Origin of the sequence: Nonomuraea sp. NPDC049504, assembly GCF_040676845.1 — a bacterium.
In the GTDB taxonomy this organism is placed as follows: domain Bacteria; phylum Actinomycetota; class Actinomycetes; order Streptosporangiales; family Streptosporangiaceae; genus Nonomuraea; species Nonomuraea salmonea.
Genome location: NZ_JBFAPT010000002.1, coordinates 311,863 through 331,447, shown reverse-complemented (window position 1 = coordinate 331,447; position 19,585 = coordinate 311,863). Strand labels below are relative to the sequence as shown.

The following is a 19,585-nucleotide window of genomic DNA, read 5'->3' as shown; positions in this document are numbered from 1 at the left end:
GCCCGCCATGCTCTGGCCCCGGTCACCGCCCTGATCGGCCTGCGGGACGCCCCGGGCGTTTCGCGTCGGCCACCCACGCCCACCTCACCGGCCCCTAGGGCGTGAGGTCGAGCTGCGGGCTCTGCGTTCCCGTCGCGCCGCGGCGCCACTGCGGGGGTTCGCTCCGGCGCGGGCCTGGTTCCACCGCGACCGCCGTGGTGTAGCGCCCGGGCGGCACCTCGTGCGCGAACGGTCCGCACGTACGCGCCTGGTCTCCCCTCAGCGCGCCGAGCTCGCACGTACGGAGGGTCTTCGCCAGCGGCGCGCGGGATGCGGCGTTGTGCAACCAGACGTAGGCGACCGCGCCGTCCACCGCGCCGACCGCGCGCAGGTCGAGGGACGCGACGACGTCGCCGTCCGTCAGCGCGACACACGGCTGCATCGAGATCGGCACGCGCGGGGAGGTGTGCGGCGAGCGGCACCGCGTCGGTACGTCCGGCACGACCTCGCCCGAGCCCCAGAAGAACGCCGCGCCGGCCACGACGAACGCCAGTGCGGTACCGGCGACCTTGTACACGACGCGTGGCCGAGGGGATGCCTCCGCCGCGTCCGGCTCGGTGCGCGCGGGCTCGCCGGTGGGCAGGGCATGCTGCTCGACCTCGTCGTTGATCTCGTGCCAGCGCCGCTCCCACTCGGCGGTGTCCGTCACGCCGCACGCACGTACGTAATCGAGGGTCGCCGGCAGGCTGGGCAGCCTGAGCCCCTTCGCGGCCTCCGAGAGCCTGCTCGGTGAGCAGCCGGCCCGGGAGCCCATGATCCGGTACGTCGGTTGTCCCGCCGCGACGCGTAACTGGCGTAAGTCGTGCGCGAAGCGTTCGATCAACCCGCCCTCGGGATCGAGTTTCCGTTCTGGCCTGCCCATTCGCCCCGCCTCGTTGATCAGATGACCGATCGGTGGTGATCAATCAAAGCCTGACAAGGATGAGCCGTGCCGAACAAGTCGGCCGTCTGAGGAGGAATGAGTGAAGACGATGTTCGCGGCGGCGGTCGCGGTCGCCCTCGGTTGTTGCGGCGTCGCGGCGCCGGCGCACGCCACCACGGGGATGGCAGAGGTTGCAGGGGTGACCTTCCGCGCGTACTCCGGCGCGAGCCCGAGCGCGCACCAGGCCCACTTCGAGAGCCTGCGCAGCCGGGGCTACCGGCCGATCACGGTGAGCGTCTCGGCAGGGCCGAAGTACGCGGCCGTCTGGGTCAAGAGCGGCGGCCCAGCCTGGATCTCCCGGAGCGGGCTGTCGGAAGCGAGCTTCAAGGCGCGGTTCGACGAGTACCTCGCGCAGGGCTATCAGCCGATCTCGGTGTCCGCGACGGGTCCTGCGGGCCGCGCGACGTTCGCCGCGCTGTGGGAGAAGCGCTCAGAACGGTTCTTCTCCCGCATGGGGCTCACCGGCGCCCAGTTCGCCGCCCAGAACCGCAAGGCCCACGCGGACGGGTACGTACCGGTCTCGATTGATATGTACGGCACGCCGTCGGATCCCCGCTACGTCGCGGTCTGGCGGAAGAGCGAAGGAGGCGGCTGGTACTACTCGTACGGAAAGTCGTTCGCCGGCCACAAGAGCTTCTTCACCAAGCGCACCGCCGAGGGCTACCGCCCGACGGCGGTCGCGGTGGGCCCGGGCGGGACCCGGTTCGCCGCGGTCTACCGCAAGGACGGCGTCCGCCCCTGGCACCACTACATCGACACCTCCGCCTCCGCCTACCAGCGCAGGTTCGACAGCCTGGTGGCCCGCGGCCTGCGCCCGGTGCAGGTGAACATCGAGGACGGCGTGTACGCCTCCGTCTGGACCCGCTGACGCCGTGAGCGACCCGGTCGCCGGGGCCCGAACCCTGGCGACCGGCCGCGCGCTCTAGCCCACCAGCTCCACCTCGAACCCGTCCTCGTTCTCCAGGTAGGCCGCATAGTGCTGCTCACCCCCCGCGTACGGATGCCGCTCGGGAAACATCACCACCCACCCATGCGCCACGGCCCCAGCCACCAGCTCATCCACCCGCTCCCGGCTCCCCGCGTGAAACGCCAGGTGATTGAGCCCGGGCCGGAGCCGCTCATGCCGATCGGCCGTCATGGCCGGTGACTGCTCAAGAACCAGGTACGTCTCCCCCAACCGCCAGCTCCGCCCATCAGGCCAGTCCTGGAAGACCGCGTACCCGAGCGCTTCCAGCAACCACCCCCAGCTCCCGACGGCCCGCTTCAGGTCGGGCACCCAGACCTCGATGTGATGCACCATCCCCGCAACCATGCGGGAGACCCTACGCCGCCACACCGACAAGATCGCCGCCCCTGCTTGGGGCGCGATCGGCCCGATCGGCGCGGCGGCGAGGTGCCCGAGGTCCGGAGTCACGCCTTCCCGTTCAGCGCCGCCAGTGCCCGCCCAGACACGTATAGGTGCGCCCGTTCGACGCCACCCCCACCGCTCCAGAACTGCCGCAGAACCCGCCGGGATGCGCTCGGGCGAGCGGCGCCGGCTCACGTACGGGCTGCGGTTTCGGGGTGCGCTTGGGCGGACGGCGTCCCCTGTCGGAATCGCGGTCATCGAGATCACGGCCTTGGGTGACGCCGTCGCCGTCCTTGTCGTCGTCGTACCGGTCGGCGATGCCATCGCGGTCGAGGTCCGGCAGCGGTTTGGGGGTCGGCGTCGACTCGGCCTCCCACATAGGCTCTGAGGGCGTCGGGGAGCTCGTGTACGCGGTGACCGGCGTGGGGCCGAGCACAGCAGCGTGCCTCGGCTCGTCGTCACCCCCGAAGAGAGCGCTGCACCCTGCCATGACGAGGCCCGCGACGATGAGACAACCCCACGTACCTTGCTTACCCGTCTCGGACTTACCGGTCATGGCATCCCCCTCCGCTCCGTGAACACGAACGGTAATTGGGATGCTCCTCTACGCCGTTTGGTTGTCGGTTGGAACGTTCCGTTAGCCCCAGCCCACTCGTCGCATCCTCGATCCCCGGCCAACCCACCCACTGCCTGCGGGATGCGTGGGAGACAGGCCACGGCGAACTTCCGGTGGGGCCTGCCCGCCTGACGCGCCCATTCGTCAAGATCGCCTGCGTAGCATGTGCGCATGGTGGCCCTCTTACTGGTCTTCGGCCTGCCGGTGCTCCTCGCGTTATCCGCGATCAGGTTCGCCGCCCGCTCCGCCCCGGCGCACCGCCCGTACCACCTGTACAAGGAACCCCTGCTCATGGGCGCGATATCCGCGGCGACCGGGCTGGTGATCCTGTCGGGCGCCGCCTGGATGACCCACCACGACGGACACCACGACGACTTCGGCTCAGCGATGACCGAGCTGGTCGGTATGTTCGCCGGCGGCCTGCTGCTGCGAGGCGCGGCTCCCTTCCTCATATGGATCCTCGCGACCCTAGACCGCTGCACCCCCCGCTTCCCACCCGCTCTCCGCCCGGCGACCCGCCAGCTGGGCGGCGGCCTCGCCCGTACGTCGGCGGGCATGGCGGCGGCCATGACTCTCACCGGCATTGCCACAGCCGTGCTGATCGTCGCCCCCGCCGTGGAGTCCCAGGACAGGGCCGACCACCGCCCGCAGGGCCGCCCGGGCGCCACGACCATCAACGTCTCAGCCGGTCAGCAGGCGTCATCCGTACGAGCGGCCATCGAACAGGAGTTACCCGGCGTACCACTCCTGCCCGCCGACACCGACGACCTCTTCTCCTCCGTCATCGATCTCGAGTTCGGGCCCGACACGTACGTCGGCGACGAAACCCTGCTCCACCACCTCACAGGAAACCCGGCCACCCCGTACGACCCCGCCACAGCCGTCCTGGTGTCGTCGGAGGTCAAGGGCGAGATCTCAGCCCTGATCCAGTACGACCTCCCCAGCCCCGGCACCGCTATGGACCTGCGCGTCATCGCCGTACCACCGCCCGAGCCGCGCTGGGAGGTCATGTTCGTACCGGAGGAAGCGGCCCGCGAACGAGGCATCACCCTGACCCCCGACCGCTTCATCATCGACCCCGCCCACCACCGGCTCTCACCCACCGAACAGGAACGCCTTCAAACCCGCCTGGCCGGCCTCGCGACCGTGCACGTCGAGCGCGGCTTCCACCCGACGACCACCTGGACGTACGCCGTCGCCGCCCTCTTCCTGATCGCCACAGCCGCCACGGTATGGGCATCCCGCTCACCCGCCGCGTACCGCATCCTGCGCAGAGGCAGCGCAGGCTCCCCGCGTCTCCTCACGGCCGCCCGCACCCTGACCACATCCCTATGCGCCACCGCACTGGGCGCCGTGACGGGCGCAGTGATCGGCCTGCTCCTGCTCTGGCCCGCAACCACCTCCTCCGCCTGGGACCCACCCCCAAGAGCCCCCTTCAACACCCCCTGGCCGGCCATAACCGCCCTCCTCCTGGCCCTCCCCATACTCACCGCAGCAACCGCGGCCCTGATCCCACCCACCTGGTTCACCAACCCGCGAGACACCCTGCTGAGAAGCCGGCGGCGACGAAGCCCGGCGCCCAGGACGTAACTGGCGGAGGTCCAGGCAGGAGCACACCGCATGTGCCCCGAACCGGCCGCCTCCAGCGCCAGGCCGCCGCCGACGCCCACCTGGACGCCCACGTCGCCGCCCTTCCCCCGGACCCGGCTCACCCCCAGGAAAGCCAGAATCAGGGCCATGACCGTGACACACGCCCACCGCGCGACTGCTCATGCAGTGGCCGTCTTCCTTCACCCCGACGCCTTGGGCGTCACGGGCACTTCGCGCGCCTCTTGGGGCTGTAGCCGTTGTGGACGACGTACTTGCTTCCCGAGTAGTAGGCGACCTGGCCCTGGAGGCGGTACGTGAAGGTGGTCCCCCGCTTGCAGCCCTTGTACAGCGTCTTCTTGCCGGCCCCGTACCAGGTGGCGCTGGAGATGGTCTGCCAGCCGTACCAGCGCTTGCGCTGAAGCATGATCTTCACCCGCTGGTTGCGGGAGCAGCCGACGGCCCAGCCGGTCGCGGCCACGTGCCCCTTGCGCATCTCGGGACGGTACACCCGCACCTGACGGCAGGCCAGGGCCGCCGAGCCGGTCGCCGCGGCCGTGGTGACGGTGGCGGACGAGGTCTGGGCGCCGGTCTGTACGGAGGCCTGCGCGGGGGCACCCGCGGTCAGAGCCGCGGCGGTCACCGCCGCACCGAGGACCATCGTGTTGAGCGTTCGCATCGCGTTCTCCTTGGTGCTCGTCGTACTGGACACCGCGAAGGTAGCCAGGCCGATGTTGAGGACCTGTTGAGCGCTTGTTGAGCGAACGACCGCGCGAGAGGCCGGCCAGAAATGTCGGTCCCGCAGTCAATGATCGATGCCGTACGCCCCCACGTTGTACAAGGAGTGCCATGACCGCCACCGATGACTACGGCTGGTGGCTCATCGGCCATGGCGCAGACGGATGGGCGCGTGACCTGGGAGGCCCACCTGACCGGTGCTCAGCGGAGTGGCATCACCCCTGGAAATGGGCCGGGATCCGGCCCATACTCCAGACGTGACGCTGCCGAGGTTGCTCACACTGCTGTCCGATGAAATCCCTTCGGCCATTCTCCTTCGTCATCGTCTCCACAGCACGCCGGAGATCGGCGGTGCCGAATACGAGACCTGCCGGGCGATCAGAGAGCTGCTCCCCGTGCCTTACCGGTCAGCGGCGGGCACCGGCCTGATCGCCAGAGTAGGGCCCTCCGGCATTCCATCCGTCGTGGTCAGGGCCGAACTGGATGCGCTCGAAATAACGGAGGAGACCGACGCCCCTTTCGCCGCCACCAACGGGCACATGCACGCGTGCGGTCACGACGTCCATGCCTCAGCGCTGCTCGCGCTCGTCAGGGCCGCACACCGGATGGGAGACGACCTTCCCGTCCCCCTTGTGGCGGTCTTCCAGCCGTCCGAGGAACGGCAGCCGTCCGGTGCGGTGGCCCTGCTGGAGACCGGCGAACTGACGCCGGAGCAGGCCACGGCCATGGTGGCCGTGCATGTCCATCCTGATTTGCCGTGGGGCTCGATCGGCGCCGAGGCCGGTGCGGTCAATGCCGCGGCCGACGCCGTTCTGATAGAGATCGAGGGCAGGGGCGGCCACGCCGCCTACCCCCACCGGACACGCGACCCAGTGCTGGCGCTGTCCCACCTGGTGGTGGCTGTCCATGGGCTGGTGGGCAGGCACATCGACCCGCTGCATGGAGCGACGATCACGGTCGGCGCGGTGCACGCGGGCTCCGCCGAGAATGTCATCCCGAGCACCGCACAGGCGCGGCTCACCATCCGTGCCATGGACGAAAGTGATCAGGAGGAACTGCGTGCGGCGGTGCGGAAGACCGCGGTCCACGTGGCCGAGGCCTTCGGTTGTACGGCCGAGCTGACGTTCGTCAAATCGGAGCCAGTGCTGGTCAATGATCCGGCGCTGGCTCTTCGAACACAGGAGTTGGCCGCGGGAGCAGGATTCACGGTATCGCCGCCATGGCGCTCCTGCGGCGGGGACGACTTCGCGCATTATGGAGCCCATGCCCCATCGCTCATGGCATTCGTGGGGTTGAACGGCGCACCTGGATTCATCCATGCCGGATTGCATGACAGGCGGTTCCTTCCCCCCGACGCGACCGTCGCAGCCGTGGCCAGAGCCCAGGCACTGTGCTACGTCGCAGCGATCACACCCGCTGCTGGAAGACCAGCAGCCGGAACATCTGTGTAGAGCCCACCTGCTTCTCTCTCGCCTTGTAAAGGTTGTGCGCTTCGGCCGCCGCCTCAAGCCTGGGCACGGAAGCCGCGGTGACCATGTCAGGATTTCCTTCCAAGTAGGCGTCGGCGTATTCCTCCGACAGACCGTTACCGACCATCCAGGACCGCCAAGCCGCCACGGCCGCTTCTCGCCCCTCGTCCGTATCCGGAGCGAAACAGTCGGCGAACACGAGGCTGCCGCCCACGGCCAGTCGGCGGGCACATTCGTGGAAGAAACCGCGGAGTGCCTCGTCGGTAGGGTCGGGGCCGAGCAGGAAGTGCATGACCAACGACCCGAAGATCACATTGTGCTTGACGCCGTCATCGACGTCTTCCCACGCCGTCTTGTTCAGCAGTCGTACGACCCGGCCCAGTTCGTCGCCGACCTTGCGTACGGCCAGTTCGCGCATCTGACTGGCACGGTCGATGGCCCGGTAGCGGTCGACTGGATAGTCCTGTCCGAGTTGATCGAACGGCTCGCACAGCGTGTGGATCCACGGGATGATCGAAGCCGTGAGACTGCCGGTGCCATATCCGATTTCCAGGATCGACACCGGCGTGTCGGATGCCTGGTAGATGCGCAGGATCTCGCTCGCCACCGTGGCCGCGCAATATTGGATGAGCTGGTCATAGGCTGGGATCCAGGCGCGGATGTGCTGGTCGTATCGCTCGAAATAAGCAGGGGAACGCTGCTCGGTGGCCCGGGTCCAGCGTCGGTCCCATCGACCGATCTCCAGTTTTTGCAGCCACTCTCGTTTCAGCATGAAGAAGTCGTGGTCGAGCTCGAACCTGACAGCACGCTGCTTTATCGCGTTGTAGTAGCGTAAGGCGAGGTTGAAGCGATGGCGGTCACGCTCGATATGGAGCATGCGCCGTCCTGTCGGGCCACCGTCACTATGCTGCTTGTAGCCGCCGATGCAGTCGGGGGCGAGCAGCAGCAGGTGCGCGCCGACGGCCAATTCACCGAACGGATGCCGGGCGGTAGGGCCTGCATCGTCGATCGTGGCGACATAGATGTCATAGTCGCTGCTCGTATGACTACTTTTCTGCTGTCGCCACATCGCGATGTGCCGTGACAGCTCTGCTTCGCCGCCGAAGAACAGCTTCCAGTCGATGAGGAAGATCCGCTCGGTCACTCTCGCGCTCATACGTTCGAGATGCTCAAGGTCGTTCAGCCAGAACGTCTCAGTGTTGTCAGTGAGGTCCGCGATCGCCTTGATCGGGCCTTCGTCCCACTGGCGTAGCTCCGCGAAGCAGCGCGAATAGTAGTCGGGGTCGGTCACGATATTCAAAGGACCGAAGTTCCCCACCTCGGAGGCCAGCGCGTCCAGCCAGCCACTACGCAGATAAAGGAGTGGATGATCGGCATCGTGCTGCGTCAGAACCGACTGCATGCGCTCGTGCAACACGCCGAGCCGGCGGCGCAACGCTCGATGTCCGCGACTCAGCCCACCCTGCTCCAGCCGATCGAGCAGCCGCCCGAACTCATCCTCGAACCTGGCGAAGTCCGCTCCTTCGCCGGGGTAGTTGATGTAACGGGGTGCGCCGAAGTCCTCCGGCAGTTCCTTGGTCCCCTCCTGCTTGATGACGACCACAGGGACATCAAGGGCACGGGCGAAGCCCACTTCGAAAGCCAGATTCGGGCGGACAGTGCTTCCCTCAAGAATGAGGATGTCCGATCTTCGAATCTGTTCCTGGACCTCTATCCCGATATTTCGAGGGTGCGGCTGCTCTTTCCAGTCGTAACATTTGTAGCTCCGCGCTTCCAGGGCGGCCTTGACGGCCCTGATCACCTCATCGGTTCCCTTGGTCTCCATCGACCAGGCAAGGAACACCTGCACGGGTTCCATCGAACCTCCACCTTGAGCTGCGTCCCCTATGACCCGATTGCCCGGATGGACACCTGGCGAGGATTACGCCCTATCTGCTCCGCACGCCGTTCATAGAACCGGTCGTCGACTCGCTTCTCCTCGGCCCGCACCAGATTAAAAGATCTGCTCGATGGACCGGACAGCGAATGCCATGAAACGGGAGCCTTCCCTCCAACACACTGCAGCTCTTCGTGATGTGCCGCCCACACCGCCACCATATACGTCATCGCCGCCGGTGCCAGCCCGTTGTTCCACAGCGACAGGTTGCCGCACACACCAGGGGCTACTTGAGGAGCTGGCGGGCCATGACCATGCGCTGGATCTGATTGGTGCCCTCGTAGATTTGGATGTTCTCCGATGCTCTCCGTCCAGGAACAGCTGGGGCCGATGACGTTCGCGGTGGAGCTAGCCGACGCGCGAAGGAGGGTCTTGGCGGCGATCGTCACGGCCCGAGCCCGAGCATCTTGCAGCGCGACTCCACCCTTTCAGCGTCACCACTATCCTCGCTGCATGATCGACACACGCTCCGTCATTGAGAACACAGACTGGGCTGGACTTCACCATGCGTATGGCGACGCTGCGGACGCACCGGGCGAGCTGCTGGCTCTCTTGAGCGAGGACCCGGCAAGCTGCGGAGCAGCTCTTGCCTTTCTCGATGCGGCTGTGCTGCACCAAGGGACGCTCTACCCTGCCACCGCACCGGCAGCGAGGTTCGTTGCCGGCATCCTCAGTGATCAGCGCACCCTGGTTCTCTGTGAGAGCGACCTGCCTTGGGACGACCGCAACCGGCCGTTACGAGCCGCTCTACTGGAGTGGCTGGGTTCCGTTTTCGAATCAGTCTCCTTCTACGAGGACGACGAGGAAGAGGACGAAGAACTCGAAGAGGATGAGGACCAGGACGCGGACTCTGTCGCCGCGTGCAAGGCGATCCTGCGCGACGTGTACCTTGCCGTTCTCCCCTTGCTCGACTCACCGGACATCGACGTGCGCCAGGCAGCGGTGGGCGCGATGGGGCATCTCATGGTTGCGCCGGAACTCGCCGAGTTCCGACCCGAACAAGCCGAACGAATGGAGCGCCTGACCCATCACTCGTCAGTTTCCGATCGTGCAGCAGCTGCACTGACGTTGGGGAAGTGGGACCTTGCGCCCCGAGCATTTCTGCACGATCCGGACCCGTTCGTACGGGCGGTGGCCGCACTCGCTCCCGCGCTGGACCGAGACCCGGCTGCGCTGGCAGAGATCAGACATGCGCTGACCGATCCCGCCGCTGCCGACGACTGGTTCTCTGAGCACGTTCCGGAGGCGGAGGGAAAGTTCCGATTCGCGCTGATCGCAACGCTCTTGCGCCGTACCAGCGATATCGACGAGATCCTGCCAGAGGCGCTAGCCGTGGCGCGAATAACGAGCGCCTACACGGTCGACAACGACTGGGGTCCGCTGTTGAAGCGCGCCTTCCCCGAGCCGTACGCACCGAGCGCACCACTGACCGCGCCCCAGCAGCAGCTTCTCTCCGCGATCGTGGACAACGACGAGTGCTGGGACAGCATCTCAAACCCGGTCCTCTGGTTCAGAAGAGTCGGCCTCCCCGACAAGCGCGCATCAATACGGGCACTGGTGTCCTAGCCGAAAGGTTGGAGAGCGCTGTTGATTCGTGGCGACAAGCCCCGCCCCTGATCACCTCGTGCGCCGTCGCCCCATCGCGGAGCGGCAGCGGGCCGGTTCCGCTCGGCCCGTGTCTCACGGAACACGCACGGAACAACGACCGTTGGACTTCGGCTCATGACGCGGCGAACCCCAGCTCCACGCCTAGCGATAGCCGGGGTTTCCGCTGCTCAGCGCCCTACTTCAGGAGCTGGCGGGCCATGACCATGCGCTGGATCTGGTTGGTGCCCTCGTAGATCTGGGTGATCTTGGCGTCGCGCATCATGCGTTCCACCGGAAAGTCCTTCGTGTAGCCGTACCCGCCCAGCAGTTGCACAGCGTCCGTGGTGATCTCCATGGCGGCGTCCGAGGCGGCGCACTTCGCCGCGCTCGAGAGGTAGGTGAGGTCCTTCTGGGGCTCGCCGTTCATCGCGCGCTCCGACTTGGCGGCCGCGTGGTACGTGAGCTGCCGGGCCGCCTCGAGCTTCATGCCCATGTCGGCGATCATGAACTGGAGGCCCTGGAAGTCGGCGATCGGCCGGCCGAACTGCTTGCGTTCCTTGACGTAGCCGATCGCGAAGTCCAGTGCGCCCTGGGCGATGCCGAGGGCCTGGGCGGCGATGGTGACGCGGGTGTGGTCGAGGGTGGCGAGGGCGGTTTTGAAGCCGGTGCCGGGCGCGCCGATCATGCGGTCGGCCGGGATGCGGACGTTGTCCAGGATGACCTGGCGGGTGGGCGAGCCCTTGATGCCGAGCTTCTTCTCCTTGGGCCCGAACGAGACACCTTCGTCCGACTTCTCCACGACGAAGGCGGAGATGCCGCGCGCGCCGGCCGACGGGTCGGTGACGGCCATGACGGTGTAGTACTCGGACACGCCGGCGTTGGTGATCCACATCTTGGTGCCGTTGAGCACGTACGCGTCGCCGTCGGCGACGGCCCGCGTCTTCATGGACGCCGCGTCGGAGCCCGCCTCAGGCTCCGACAGCGCGTACGAGAACATCGCCTCCCCGCGCGCCACCGGCGCCAGGTAGCGGGCCTTGAGCTCCTCCGAGGCCGACAGCAGCAGCGGGACGGTGCCGAGCTTGTTGACGGCGGGGATCAGGGACGACGACGCGCAGGCCCTGGCCACCTCCTCGATGACGATCACGGTCGCCAGCGCGTCGGCCCCGGCGCCGCCGTACTGCTCGGGCACGTGCACGGCGTGCAGGTCGGCGGCCACGAGCGCCTTGTAGACGTCCCAGGAGAACTCCTCGGTCTCGTCGATCTCGGCGGCGTGCGGCGCGATCTTCTCGTCGGCCAGGGCCCGCACGGTCTCCCTGAGCATGTCGTGCTCTTCGGCGGGCGCGTAGAGAGGGAAGCTCATGCATCAGATACTAGGACGTCCGACCATCTTGTTACCAGCTAGTACGGTTTGCGGCGAAGTGCAGGTGGCACGTACGAGGTAGCGAGGGCCCGGTAGCATGCCTGCTCAGTCGAAAGGAGCCACTCGTGCCATACCGCCTCACGGTGATCGGGACCGGATACCTCGGAATCACCCATGCGGCGTGCATGGCTGATCTCGGGTTCGACGTCCTGGGCCTCGACGTCGACGCCGACAAGATCCGACGTCTGAACGCCGGCGAGCTCCCCATCCACGAGCCGGGCCTCGAACCCGTCCTTCGCCGCGGCCTCGAATCCGGGCGGCTGCGCTTCACCACCTCGTACGACGAGGTCGCCGCCTTCGGCGACGTGCACTTCATCTGCGTGGGCACTCCACAGAAACGCGGCGAGTATGCCGCAGACGTCACCTACATGGACAACGCCATCGAATCCCTCGCCCCGCTCCTCGACCGCGAATGCCTGGTCGTGGGCAAGTCGACGGTCCCCGTCGGCACCGCCGAGCGCGTGGCCGACAAGCTCGCCCGGCTCGCGCCCGCCGGCGGCGAGGCCGAGCTGGCCTGGAACCCCGAGTTCCTGCGCGAGGGCTTCGCCGTCGAGGACACCCTGCACCCCAACCGCATCGTGCTCGGCGTACGCTCCGAACGCGCCGAGAAGATCCTGCGTGAGGTGTACGAGCCGATCGGCGACGTTCCGATCGTGGTGACCGACTTCGCGACGGCCGAGCTGGTCAAGACGGCCGCGAACGCGTTCCTGGCCACCAAGATCTCCTTCATCAACGCCATGGCCGAGGTCTGCGAGGCCGCGCACGCCGACGTCGAGCTGCTGTCCGAGGCGCTGTCGTACGACGACCGCATCGGCGGCCGCTACCTCAACGCCGGGCTCGGCTTCGGCGGCGGCTGCCTGCCCAAGGACATCAGGGCCTTCATGGCGCGGGCCGGCGAGCTGGGGGCCGACCAGGCGCTGACGTTCCTGCGCGAGGTGGACGCGATCAACATGCGCCGCAGGGCCCGCATGGTCGACCTGGCCAGAGAGCTGGCCGGCGGCTCCTTCCACGGCTGCACGGTCGGCGTGCTCGGGGCCGCGTTCAAGCCCAACTCCGACGACATCCGCGACTCCCCCGCGCTCGACGTGGCCGTCACGATCGGCCACCAAGGCGGCGCGGTCACCGTGTACGACCCGATCGCGCTCGACAACGCCCGCAAAGCGCATCCCGAGCTGAACTACGGCGAATCGGCCGTCGAGGCGGTACGCGGGGCACATGTGGTGCTGCTGCTCACGGAGTGGCAGGAGTTCATCCGGCTCGACCCGGAAAAGCTGGGCGCCGTGGTGGCCGCCCGGCGCATCGTGGACGGGCGCAACGCGCTCAACGCCGAGGCGTGGCGCTCGGCCGGCTGGCACTACCGCGCCCTCGGCCGCCCCTGACCCCCACGCCCTCGGCTGCTGTCAGGTCAAGTGGCGGATCCACTGGGTGAGCAGCGGGCGGTAGCCGCGCCGGGCCCAGAACGGGGTCGAGAGCGGGTTGGGCAGCGCGTGGTGCAGCAGCAGCGACGACACGCCCTCCGCCGCCGCGTGCGCGTGCGCGACCTCGGTCAGCGCCGCACCGATGCCACGCCCCCGTAGCTCCGGCTCGACGTACATCACTCCCAGGTACGCCACCGGCGCGTCGTGCACCCAGCCCGAGATCCAGCGGGCGCGGGCGGGCGGCTCGACGATGAGGCAGCCCGCGGGGCGGCCGTCCACCTCGGCCAGCCAGCACCACTCCAGCGGCAGCACCTCGCCCGCCACCGACTCCCTGATCCTGACGGAGGTGGTGGCCCGTGGCGTCACCCAGCCGAACTGCGCGTCGTAGGCGGCGAGCCGCTCGTACATGTCAGCGACCACGTCCACGTCGTCCGGACCCGCCGTGCGGATCTTCACCGGTGAGGCGGGCGCGTCGTGCGGGCGCAGGCGGTGGACGGAGACCGCCACGGTGGGGGCGAACCCGCGCCTGGCCAGCGCCCTGACCGGTACGGTGTCGCGGCTCGGCCACACCACGCTCAGCGCCTGCTCGGGCTCGTCGTCGCGGGGCAGGGCCAGCCAGCGGTCGATGAGCGCCCCCAGCGCGGCCTCCGGGTCGGGTCCTGACACCCGGGCGCGCAGCCGGTGCACGACCAGCGGCGACCACGCGGCCTGGAGGCTGCCAGGGTCGAGCCGGTCCACGTTGGTCAGGCCGACGCCCCCGGGCACCTCCAGCGGCGCGTCCCGCTCCCTGACGACCAGCGTGCCCTGGTCGGCCACGAGCGGGTCAACAGCGCGTACGCGGGCCTCGTGGCCCTTGATCGGGTCGTCGTCCATGGCAACGCACCCTATCCACGGAAAACCCGAGGATAAAAGCCGCAAGCAACCGCGATCAGCGGCACGCACAGGGGCGGTGTGCGGACGCGACTGGCGGCGTGCGCGGACGCGACTGGCGGCGTGGCCGGGGTCTCGCGTGGGACGGCGCGGTGCGGGCCGGGGGCGTGCTGGAGGGGTCAGAGGTCGGCGGCCTCGGCGCGCAGGCGTTCGCCCTTCGCGTACGCCTGCTCCTTCAACCGCACCTGGAACTCCTCCATCCGCGCCCGCAACCCCTCATCGGAGGCGGCCAGGATCCGGACGGCGAGGAGGCCGGCGTTGCGGGCGCCGCCGACGGCGACGGTGGCGACGGGCACCCCCGCCGGCATCTGGACGATGGACAGCAGGGAGTCCATGCCGTCGAGGTATTTGAGCGGCACCGGCACCCCGATGACCGGCAGCGGCGTGACGGAGGCCAGCATGCCGGGCAGGTGGGCGGCCCCGCCGGCGCCGGCGATGATCACCTTGACGCCCCGGGACGCGGCCTGGCGACCGTAGTCGATCATCTCGACCGGCATGCGGTGCGCCGAGACGACGTCGGCCTCGAACGGCACGCCGAACTCGGCGACCGCCTCGGCAGCGGCCTTCATGACCGGCCAGTCCGAGTCACTGCCCATGACGATGCCGACAGTGCCCGTGGCGGGGCCCGTGGCGGGGCCCGTAGCGGGACCCGTGGTGGAGCCCGTGCTCATGTGTACTCCCCGGTCATGAGGTAGACGGCGGCGTGGCGGGCGCGGGCGCGTACTTCGTCGAGGTTGGAGCCCAGCGCGGTGACGTGGCCGATCTTGCGGCCCGGGCGCACCTCCTTGCCGTAGAAGTGCAGCTTGATGCCGGGATCGTGGGCGAGCACGTGCTCGTAGCGCTTGAACAGGTCGGGGTCGTCGCCGCCGAGCAGGTTGGCCATGACGACGACCTGCGCGGTCATGCGGGGCGAGCCGAGCGGCAGGTCGAGCACGGCCCGCAGGTGCTGCTCGAACTGCGAGGTGGTGGCGCCCTCGATCGTCCAGTGGCCGCTGTTGTGGGGGCGCATGGCCAGCTCGTTGACCACGAAGCCGCGCGCGGTCTGGAACATCTCGACGGCCAGCAGCCCGGTCACGCCCAGCTCGTGGGCGATCTGCAGGCCGATGTGCTGGGCCCGCGCGGCCGCCTCGGGGTCGAGGTCGGGGGCGGGCGCGATGACCTCGACGCAGATGCCGTCCTGCTGCACGGTCTCGACGACGGGGTAGCTGACGCCCTGCCCGTGGGGCGAGCGGGCGACCAGCACGGACACCTCACGCTCGAACGGGACGAACGCCTCGGCCATCAGCTCGACGCCGGTCGCGAACGCCTCGGCGACCTCTTCGGGCGTGCGGCACACCCACACGCCGCGCCCGTCGTAGCCGCCGCGTACGGCCTTGAGCACGACCGGCCAGCCGTGGGAGTCGGCGAAGGCGGTGGCGTCGCCGGCGGACGGGACCCGCCGCCAGGCGGGGCAGGGCACGCCGATCGCGCTGAGCCGCTCGCGCATGACCGCCTTGTCCTGGGCGTGCACGAGGGCTTCGGCGCCGGGCCGCACGGTGTGGCCGTCGGCGACCAGGGCCTTGATGTGCTCGGTGGGGACGTGCTCGTGGTCGAACGTGACGACGTCGCAGCCCTGCGCGAACGCCCGGAGCACCTCAAGATCGCGATAGTCTCCGATGCGCGTGTCGACGATGACCCGGGCCGCGCTCTCCTCAGGAGTGTTGGCCAGCACCCGCAGCTCGACACCGAGCGCGATGGCGGGCGGCTGCGACATCCTGGCGAGCTGGCCCGCGCCGACGATGCCGACGACCGGTCCGATGGGGCTGATGGCACTCACGTCAGGCGAGCTTACCGGGACGCAACCACTTACCCCGCCCGGCCCTGGACCTTCCGGGTCAACGTCCGCACTCGTCAGGGGGCTGGACGGCCGTTCCGGGTTGCCTCGCAGGCACGACCGCCCAGCGATTCGCGTGCCCTCGAACTGCATGGCAGCGTAATGCCTCTTTAACGGGTATGCCGCACATAGGGCGATATTTCTACAGACCTTCTTTGCGGGGTATGTTCGTACGCCTGACGTCCGGCCCTCATCGTGGCCGGTACGCTGAGTGGGTCAGCTCGACAAGGAAGGACCGAGCAGAGACGTGACATTCGCCAAGCGGCTCTACGAGCGGTTCGCGTCCCTCGTGCACGAGCTGGCCAAGTTCGGCAGCATCGGGGCGGTCGCGTTCGTCCTCGACACGAGTCTGCTCAACCTCTTCAACGTCGTGGTCGGCCTGGGCCCGCTGACCTCCAAGGTCGTGGCGACGACGATCTCCACGACCTTCGCTTACCTGGGCAACCGCTTCTGGACCTTCCGCCACCGCGAGCAGAGCGGGCTGGGCCGCGAATACTTCCTGTTCTTCCTGCTCAACGGCATCGCCCTGCTGTTCGGCATGCTGACGATCGGCTTCACCACCTACACGCTCGGGCTGCACGACACGCTCAGCTTCAACATCGCCAACATCGTGGGCGTCGGGCTCGGCACGTTGTTCCGCTACTGGTCGTACAAGAAGTGGGTGTTCCTGGAGGCCACCGAGCCGATCCCGGTGGAGCTGCCTGAGGGTGGCGTCAGGCAGGACCGCTGACCACCCTGTTGCGGCCGTCGTCGTCGGCCGGCCGCAGGAAGATGGCGAACGTCGCGGGCCTGCGCCGCACCAGCTCCAGCCGGCCGCCGTCGGCGGCGGCCAGCGCTCGGGCCAGCGTCAGGCCGAGGCCGGTGCCTCCGCCGCCGCTGACGTTCCTGTCGAAGATCTTGGGGGCGATGTCGTCGGCGATGCCGGGGCCCTCGTCCGCCACCTCGATCACCACGTAGTTGTCGCCGCAGGTGGTGGTGACGGTGACGGCGCCGCCGCCGTGCCGCAGGGAGTTCTCCAGCAGCGAGGCGATGACCTGGCCGAAGCCGCCGGTGGTGGCCATCGCCTTGAGCTCGCGTGTGCCTTCGAGCTGCAGCACGCGGCCCGCGTCCTTGAACACCGGCTCCCACTCGGTCATCTGCTGCACCAGCACCTCGTCCACGGCCACCGGCTCGGCCTGGGCGTGCCGCTGTCGGCGGGCCGCGGCCAGCAGCTCGTCGATGACCGCGGTGAGCCGCTCGGCCTGCACGATCGCCGCCTCGCCCTCCTCGCGGACGACCTCGGGCTCGTCGGATGAGGCCACGATCTCCTCAAGACGCATCGTCAGCCCCGTCAAGGGGGTGCGGAGCTGGTGGGAGGCGTCGGTGGCGAACTCGCGCTCGCGGGTGAGCAGGTCGGAGATGCGGGTGGCGCTGCGGTCGAGCACCTGCGCCACGCGGTCGAGCTCGGGGATGCCGTAGCGGTGCTTGCTCGGCCGCGCGTCTCCTGAGCCCAGCCGGTCGGCGATCTTCGCCAGGTCCTGCAGGGGCAGCGTGAGCCGCCGCGACTGCACGACGGCCAGGCTCACGGCGACCGCCAGCGCGGCGCCGGCGAGGGCCACGATGAGCAGCAGGCGAGCCCGTACGTCCTGCTCGACCTGGTCGCGGTCGCGGCTGATGCGTACGTAGACACCGGTGTTGGTCTGGGCGTCCTCGGTCATGAGGTGACCCGACGGCGGGGGGTCGCCGACGACGGTCACCCTCAGGGGGGTTCCGCGTTCCCAGATCTGAATGAATCTGCCCGGGTATTTCTGTTCCAGTTGCTGGGGGTCGAGCGGCGCCTCCTGGACGCGGGCGTACTCCACCTCTCCCACGAGACGCTTGGCCTCAGCCCCGAGCTCCTGAGCCGCCTCATCGACGATCAGACGGCTGACGACGACGCCCAGGGGGACCCCCAGCAGCAGGACCGCGATGACCGCGACGAGCAGAGTGGAGGAGAGCAGTCGGCGGCGCATCTCCTACTCGCGCTCGAACCTGAAGCCGACCCCCCGGACCGTGGTGATGTAACGCGGCTTGGCGGCGTCGTCGCCCAGCTTGCGACGCAGCCAGGAGATGTGCATGTCGAGCGTCTTGGTGGAGCCCCACCAGTTGGTGTCCCACACCTCGCGCATGATCTGCTCGCGGGTGACGACCTTGCCGGCGTCGCGGACGAGCACCCGGAGGAGGTCGAACTCCTTGGTGGTCAGATGCAGCTCCTTGTCCCCCATCCAGGCGCGGCGCGAGTCGGCGTCGATGCGCACCCCCTGGACGACCGGGGTCTCGGATGTGCCACGCCGCAGCAGCGCCCGCACTCTGGCGAGCAGCTCGGCGAGGCGGAACGGTTTCGTCACGTAGTCGTCGGCGCCGGCGTCGAGGCCGACGACGGTGTCGACCTCGTCGACACGTGCCGTGAGTATCAGGACCGGAGTGCCGTGGCCTTCGGCGCGGATCCGGCGGGCGACCTCGAGGCCGTCCATCTCCGGCAGGCCAAGGTCGAGAACAATGAGGTCGATGCCGCCCGAAAGGGCCCTCTCAAGCGCTTGAGGACCATCGGGACTCACCTCGACCTGATAGCCCTCGCGGCGCAGGGCGCGCGCGAGCGGCTCGGAAATCGAGGTGTCATCCTCGGCGAGAAGAACGCAGGTCATAAAGCGATCGTAGGACCTTAGGCGATCGTTTCCCGGGCACAGCGCGCGGTTTGACTCGTCGTTGACCTATCCATTGACCTGGGCAAACACAGCTAAAATACGGTAGGTGGTGATTAAAACACCGGGGCCCGTGGGGCGGGAGTCATCGGGTGGTCATGCCCGCTCGTGAACGCCGCAACCTCGCGGGGTTCGGCGTTTCTCCACATAACGATCGGATTTTCGATCAAGCGGAAATGCCGCTGATTTCCGTATATCGCGCCCTGAGAGCGCGCCGGACGCCGGGGCGCGCGGCCGAGGGGATGCGGCGCGCCCCGAGGGGCCGGGCGCGTCAGTCGTCGTACGAGCGCGGCTCGGTGTACCTGGCCAGGTAGAGCTGCTCGCCCAGGCTCTGGATGAGCTCCAGCTCGGTCTCCAGGTAGTCGATGTGCTCTTCCTCGTCCTTGAGGATGTCCTCGAAGATGTTGGCCGAGGTGATGTCGCCCTTCTCGCGCATCAGCTGGATCGCCGGCCGCAGGCGCTGCACCACCGCCAGCTCCACCTCCAGGTCGGCCTGGAGCTGCTCGGGGACGGTCTGGCCGATGTGCAGCGTGCCGAGGCGCTGGTAGTTGGGCAGGCCCTCGAGGAAGAGGATGCGGTCGGTGAGCCGCTCGGCGTGGCGCATCTCCTCGAAGGACTCGTCGCGGGTGTGCTTGGCGAGCTTGGTGTAACCCCAGTTCTCCTGCATCTTGGCGTGCAGGAAGTATTGGTTGATCGCGGTCAGCTCCGCGGTCAGCTGTTCGTTGAGCAGCTCGATGATCTGCTTGTCGCCCTGCATAACGGGCCCCTCATCGCTATCCGGTCATGCGGTCGTCAGTTCTTGAGACCTTTTCAGGATCGCACAGATCTTCCGTACACAACGGGCACAGTCACCACCGGCACCAGTGGTGTCGCGGATCTGCTTGGCGCTGGTCGCCCCTTCAGCGATGCAGTCGTGCACCTCGTTCTCGGTCACGGCACGACAGATGCACACGTACATGCGGGGGCAGGCCTTTCACGTAGG

Annotated in this window: 19 protein-coding genes; 6 read left to right on the top strand and 13 right to left on the bottom strand. The window is 68.3% G+C overall.

Annotated elements, in window-relative coordinates; all coding sequences use genetic code 11:
- Positions 1–94: 94 nt before the first annotated feature.
- Positions 95–901 (bottom strand): helix-turn-helix transcriptional regulator, encoded by an 807-nt coding sequence (locus tag AB0K28_RS04860; protein WP_364365162.1) that lies wholly within the window; start codon positions 899–901, stop codon positions 95–97.
- Positions 902–1,010: 109 nt separating this feature from the next.
- On the opposite strand from AB0K28_RS04860, the gene AB0K28_RS04855 reads away from it, so the two are divergent.
- Positions 1,011–1,829: a hypothetical protein gene (locus AB0K28_RS04855; protein ID WP_364365860.1), complete on the top strand. Its 819-nt coding sequence runs from the start codon at positions 1,011–1,013 to the stop codon at positions 1,827–1,829.
- A 54-nt stretch (positions 1,830–1,883) separates the two neighbouring features.
- On the opposite strand, the gene AB0K28_RS04850 is transcribed toward AB0K28_RS04855, so the two are convergent.
- Positions 1,884–2,375: a VOC family protein gene (locus AB0K28_RS04850; protein WP_364365159.1), complete on the bottom strand. Its 492-nt coding sequence runs from the start codon at positions 2,373–2,375 to the stop codon at positions 1,884–1,886.
- Positions 2,376–2,385: 10 nt separating this feature from the next.
- The gene (locus AB0K28_RS04845; RefSeq protein ID WP_364365156.1) at positions 2,386–2,865 is read right to left on the bottom strand and encodes a hypothetical protein; all 480 of its coding nucleotides are present in this window, start codon (positions 2,863–2,865) and stop codon (positions 2,386–2,388) included.
- A 231-nt stretch (positions 2,866–3,096) separates the two neighbouring features.
- Here AB0K28_RS04845 and AB0K28_RS04840 point away from each other — a divergent pair, with 231 nt between their 5' ends.
- Entirely contained in the window at positions 3,097–4,515 is a 1,419-nt protein-coding gene (locus AB0K28_RS04840) for a hypothetical protein (protein WP_364365153.1), read from the top strand.
- Between the two features lie 220 nt (positions 4,516–4,735).
- Here the strand turns inward: AB0K28_RS04840 and AB0K28_RS04835 are convergent, their stop codons facing one another.
- Positions 4,736–5,191: a hypothetical protein gene (locus AB0K28_RS04835; RefSeq protein WP_364365150.1), complete on the bottom strand. Its 456-nt coding sequence runs from the start codon at positions 5,189–5,191 to the stop codon at positions 4,736–4,738.
- 316 nt (positions 5,192–5,507) lie between these two features.
- On the opposite strand from AB0K28_RS04835, the gene AB0K28_RS04830 reads away from it, so the two are divergent.
- A complete protein-coding gene (locus tag AB0K28_RS04830; RefSeq protein WP_364365147.1) occupies positions 5,508–6,701 on the top strand; it encodes a M20 family metallopeptidase in 1,194 nt (397 codons plus the stop codon).
- Here AB0K28_RS04830 and AB0K28_RS04825 read toward each other — a convergent pair.
- Entirely contained in the window at positions 6,658–8,577 is a 1,920-nt protein-coding gene (locus tag AB0K28_RS04825) for a class I SAM-dependent methyltransferase (protein WP_364365144.1), read from the bottom strand. The two genes, AB0K28_RS04830 and AB0K28_RS04825, sit on opposite strands and share 44 nt — an antisense overlap.
- Before the next feature lie 531 nt (positions 8,578–9,108).
- Between AB0K28_RS04825 and AB0K28_RS04820 the strand changes: the two genes are divergently transcribed.
- On the top strand, positions 9,109–10,221 hold the full coding sequence (locus AB0K28_RS04820; RefSeq protein WP_364365141.1) for a hypothetical protein: 1,113 nt from the start codon (positions 9,109–9,111) through the stop codon (positions 10,219–10,221).
- Between the two features lie 217 nt (positions 10,222–10,438).
- On the opposite strand, the gene AB0K28_RS04815 is transcribed toward AB0K28_RS04820, so the two are convergent.
- A complete protein-coding gene (locus tag AB0K28_RS04815) occupies positions 10,439–11,602 on the bottom strand; it encodes an acyl-CoA dehydrogenase family protein (RefSeq protein WP_345396417.1) in 1,164 nt (387 codons plus the stop codon).
- 125 nt (positions 11,603–11,727) lie between these two features.
- Here AB0K28_RS04815 and AB0K28_RS04810 point away from each other — a divergent pair, with 125 nt between their 5' ends.
- Positions 11,728–13,041, top strand: coding sequence for a UDP-glucose/GDP-mannose dehydrogenase family protein (locus AB0K28_RS04810; protein ID WP_364365138.1), 1,314 nt, complete (start codon positions 11,728–11,730; stop codon positions 13,039–13,041).
- Between the two features lie 21 nt (positions 13,042–13,062).
- Here AB0K28_RS04810 and AB0K28_RS04805 read toward each other — a convergent pair whose 3' ends face one another.
- From AB0K28_RS04805 to AB0K28_RS04795, 3 genes are all read right to left on the bottom strand, one after another.
- Positions 13,063–13,953 carry a GNAT family N-acetyltransferase gene (locus tag AB0K28_RS04805; RefSeq protein ID WP_364365135.1) on the bottom strand — a complete coding sequence of 297 codons (891 nt, stop codon included), beginning with the start codon at positions 13,951–13,953 and terminating at the stop codon, positions 13,063–13,065.
- Between the two features lie 176 nt (positions 13,954–14,129).
- Entirely contained in the window at positions 14,130–14,606 is a 477-nt protein-coding gene (gene purE / locus AB0K28_RS04800) for a 5-(carboxyamino)imidazole ribonucleotide mutase (RefSeq protein WP_345409543.1), read from the bottom strand.
- A gap of 71 nt (positions 14,607–14,677) precedes the next feature.
- The gene (locus AB0K28_RS04795; protein WP_364365132.1) at positions 14,678–15,826 is read right to left on the bottom strand and encodes a 5-(carboxyamino)imidazole ribonucleotide synthase; all 1,149 of its coding nucleotides are present in this window, start codon (positions 15,824–15,826) and stop codon (positions 14,678–14,680) included.
- A 304-nt stretch (positions 15,827–16,130) separates the two neighbouring features.
- Between AB0K28_RS04795 and AB0K28_RS04790 the strand changes: the two genes are divergently transcribed.
- Positions 16,131–16,613, top strand: a complete 483-nt coding sequence (locus AB0K28_RS04790) for a GtrA family protein (RefSeq protein ID WP_345396408.1) — start codon at positions 16,131–16,133, stop codon at positions 16,611–16,613.
- Here the strand turns inward: AB0K28_RS04790 and AB0K28_RS04785 are convergent.
- The 4 genes from AB0K28_RS04785 to AB0K28_RS04770 all read right to left on the bottom strand — a co-directional run bounded on the left by AB0K28_RS04785 (position 16,597) and on the right by AB0K28_RS04770 (position 19,561).
- Entirely contained in the window at positions 16,597–17,874 is a 1,278-nt protein-coding gene (locus AB0K28_RS04785; protein ID WP_364365129.1) for an ATP-binding protein, read from the bottom strand. The two genes, AB0K28_RS04790 and AB0K28_RS04785, sit on opposite strands and share 17 nt — an antisense overlap.
- 3 nt (positions 17,875–17,877) lie before the next feature.
- Positions 17,878–18,546 (bottom strand): response regulator transcription factor, encoded by a 669-nt coding sequence (locus AB0K28_RS04780; RefSeq protein WP_012888073.1) that lies wholly within the window; start codon positions 18,544–18,546, stop codon positions 17,878–17,880.
- Positions 18,547–18,874: 328 nt separating this feature from the next.
- Entirely contained in the window at positions 18,875–19,360 is a 486-nt protein-coding gene (gene bfr / locus AB0K28_RS04775) for a bacterioferritin (RefSeq protein WP_345396405.1), read from the bottom strand.
- A gap of 24 nt (positions 19,361–19,384) precedes the next feature.
- Complete coding sequence (locus tag AB0K28_RS04770) at positions 19,385–19,561, bottom strand: (2Fe-2S)-binding protein (protein WP_345396402.1); 177 nt, start codon at positions 19,559–19,561, stop codon at positions 19,385–19,387.
- Positions 19,562–19,585: the final 24 nt, after the last annotated feature.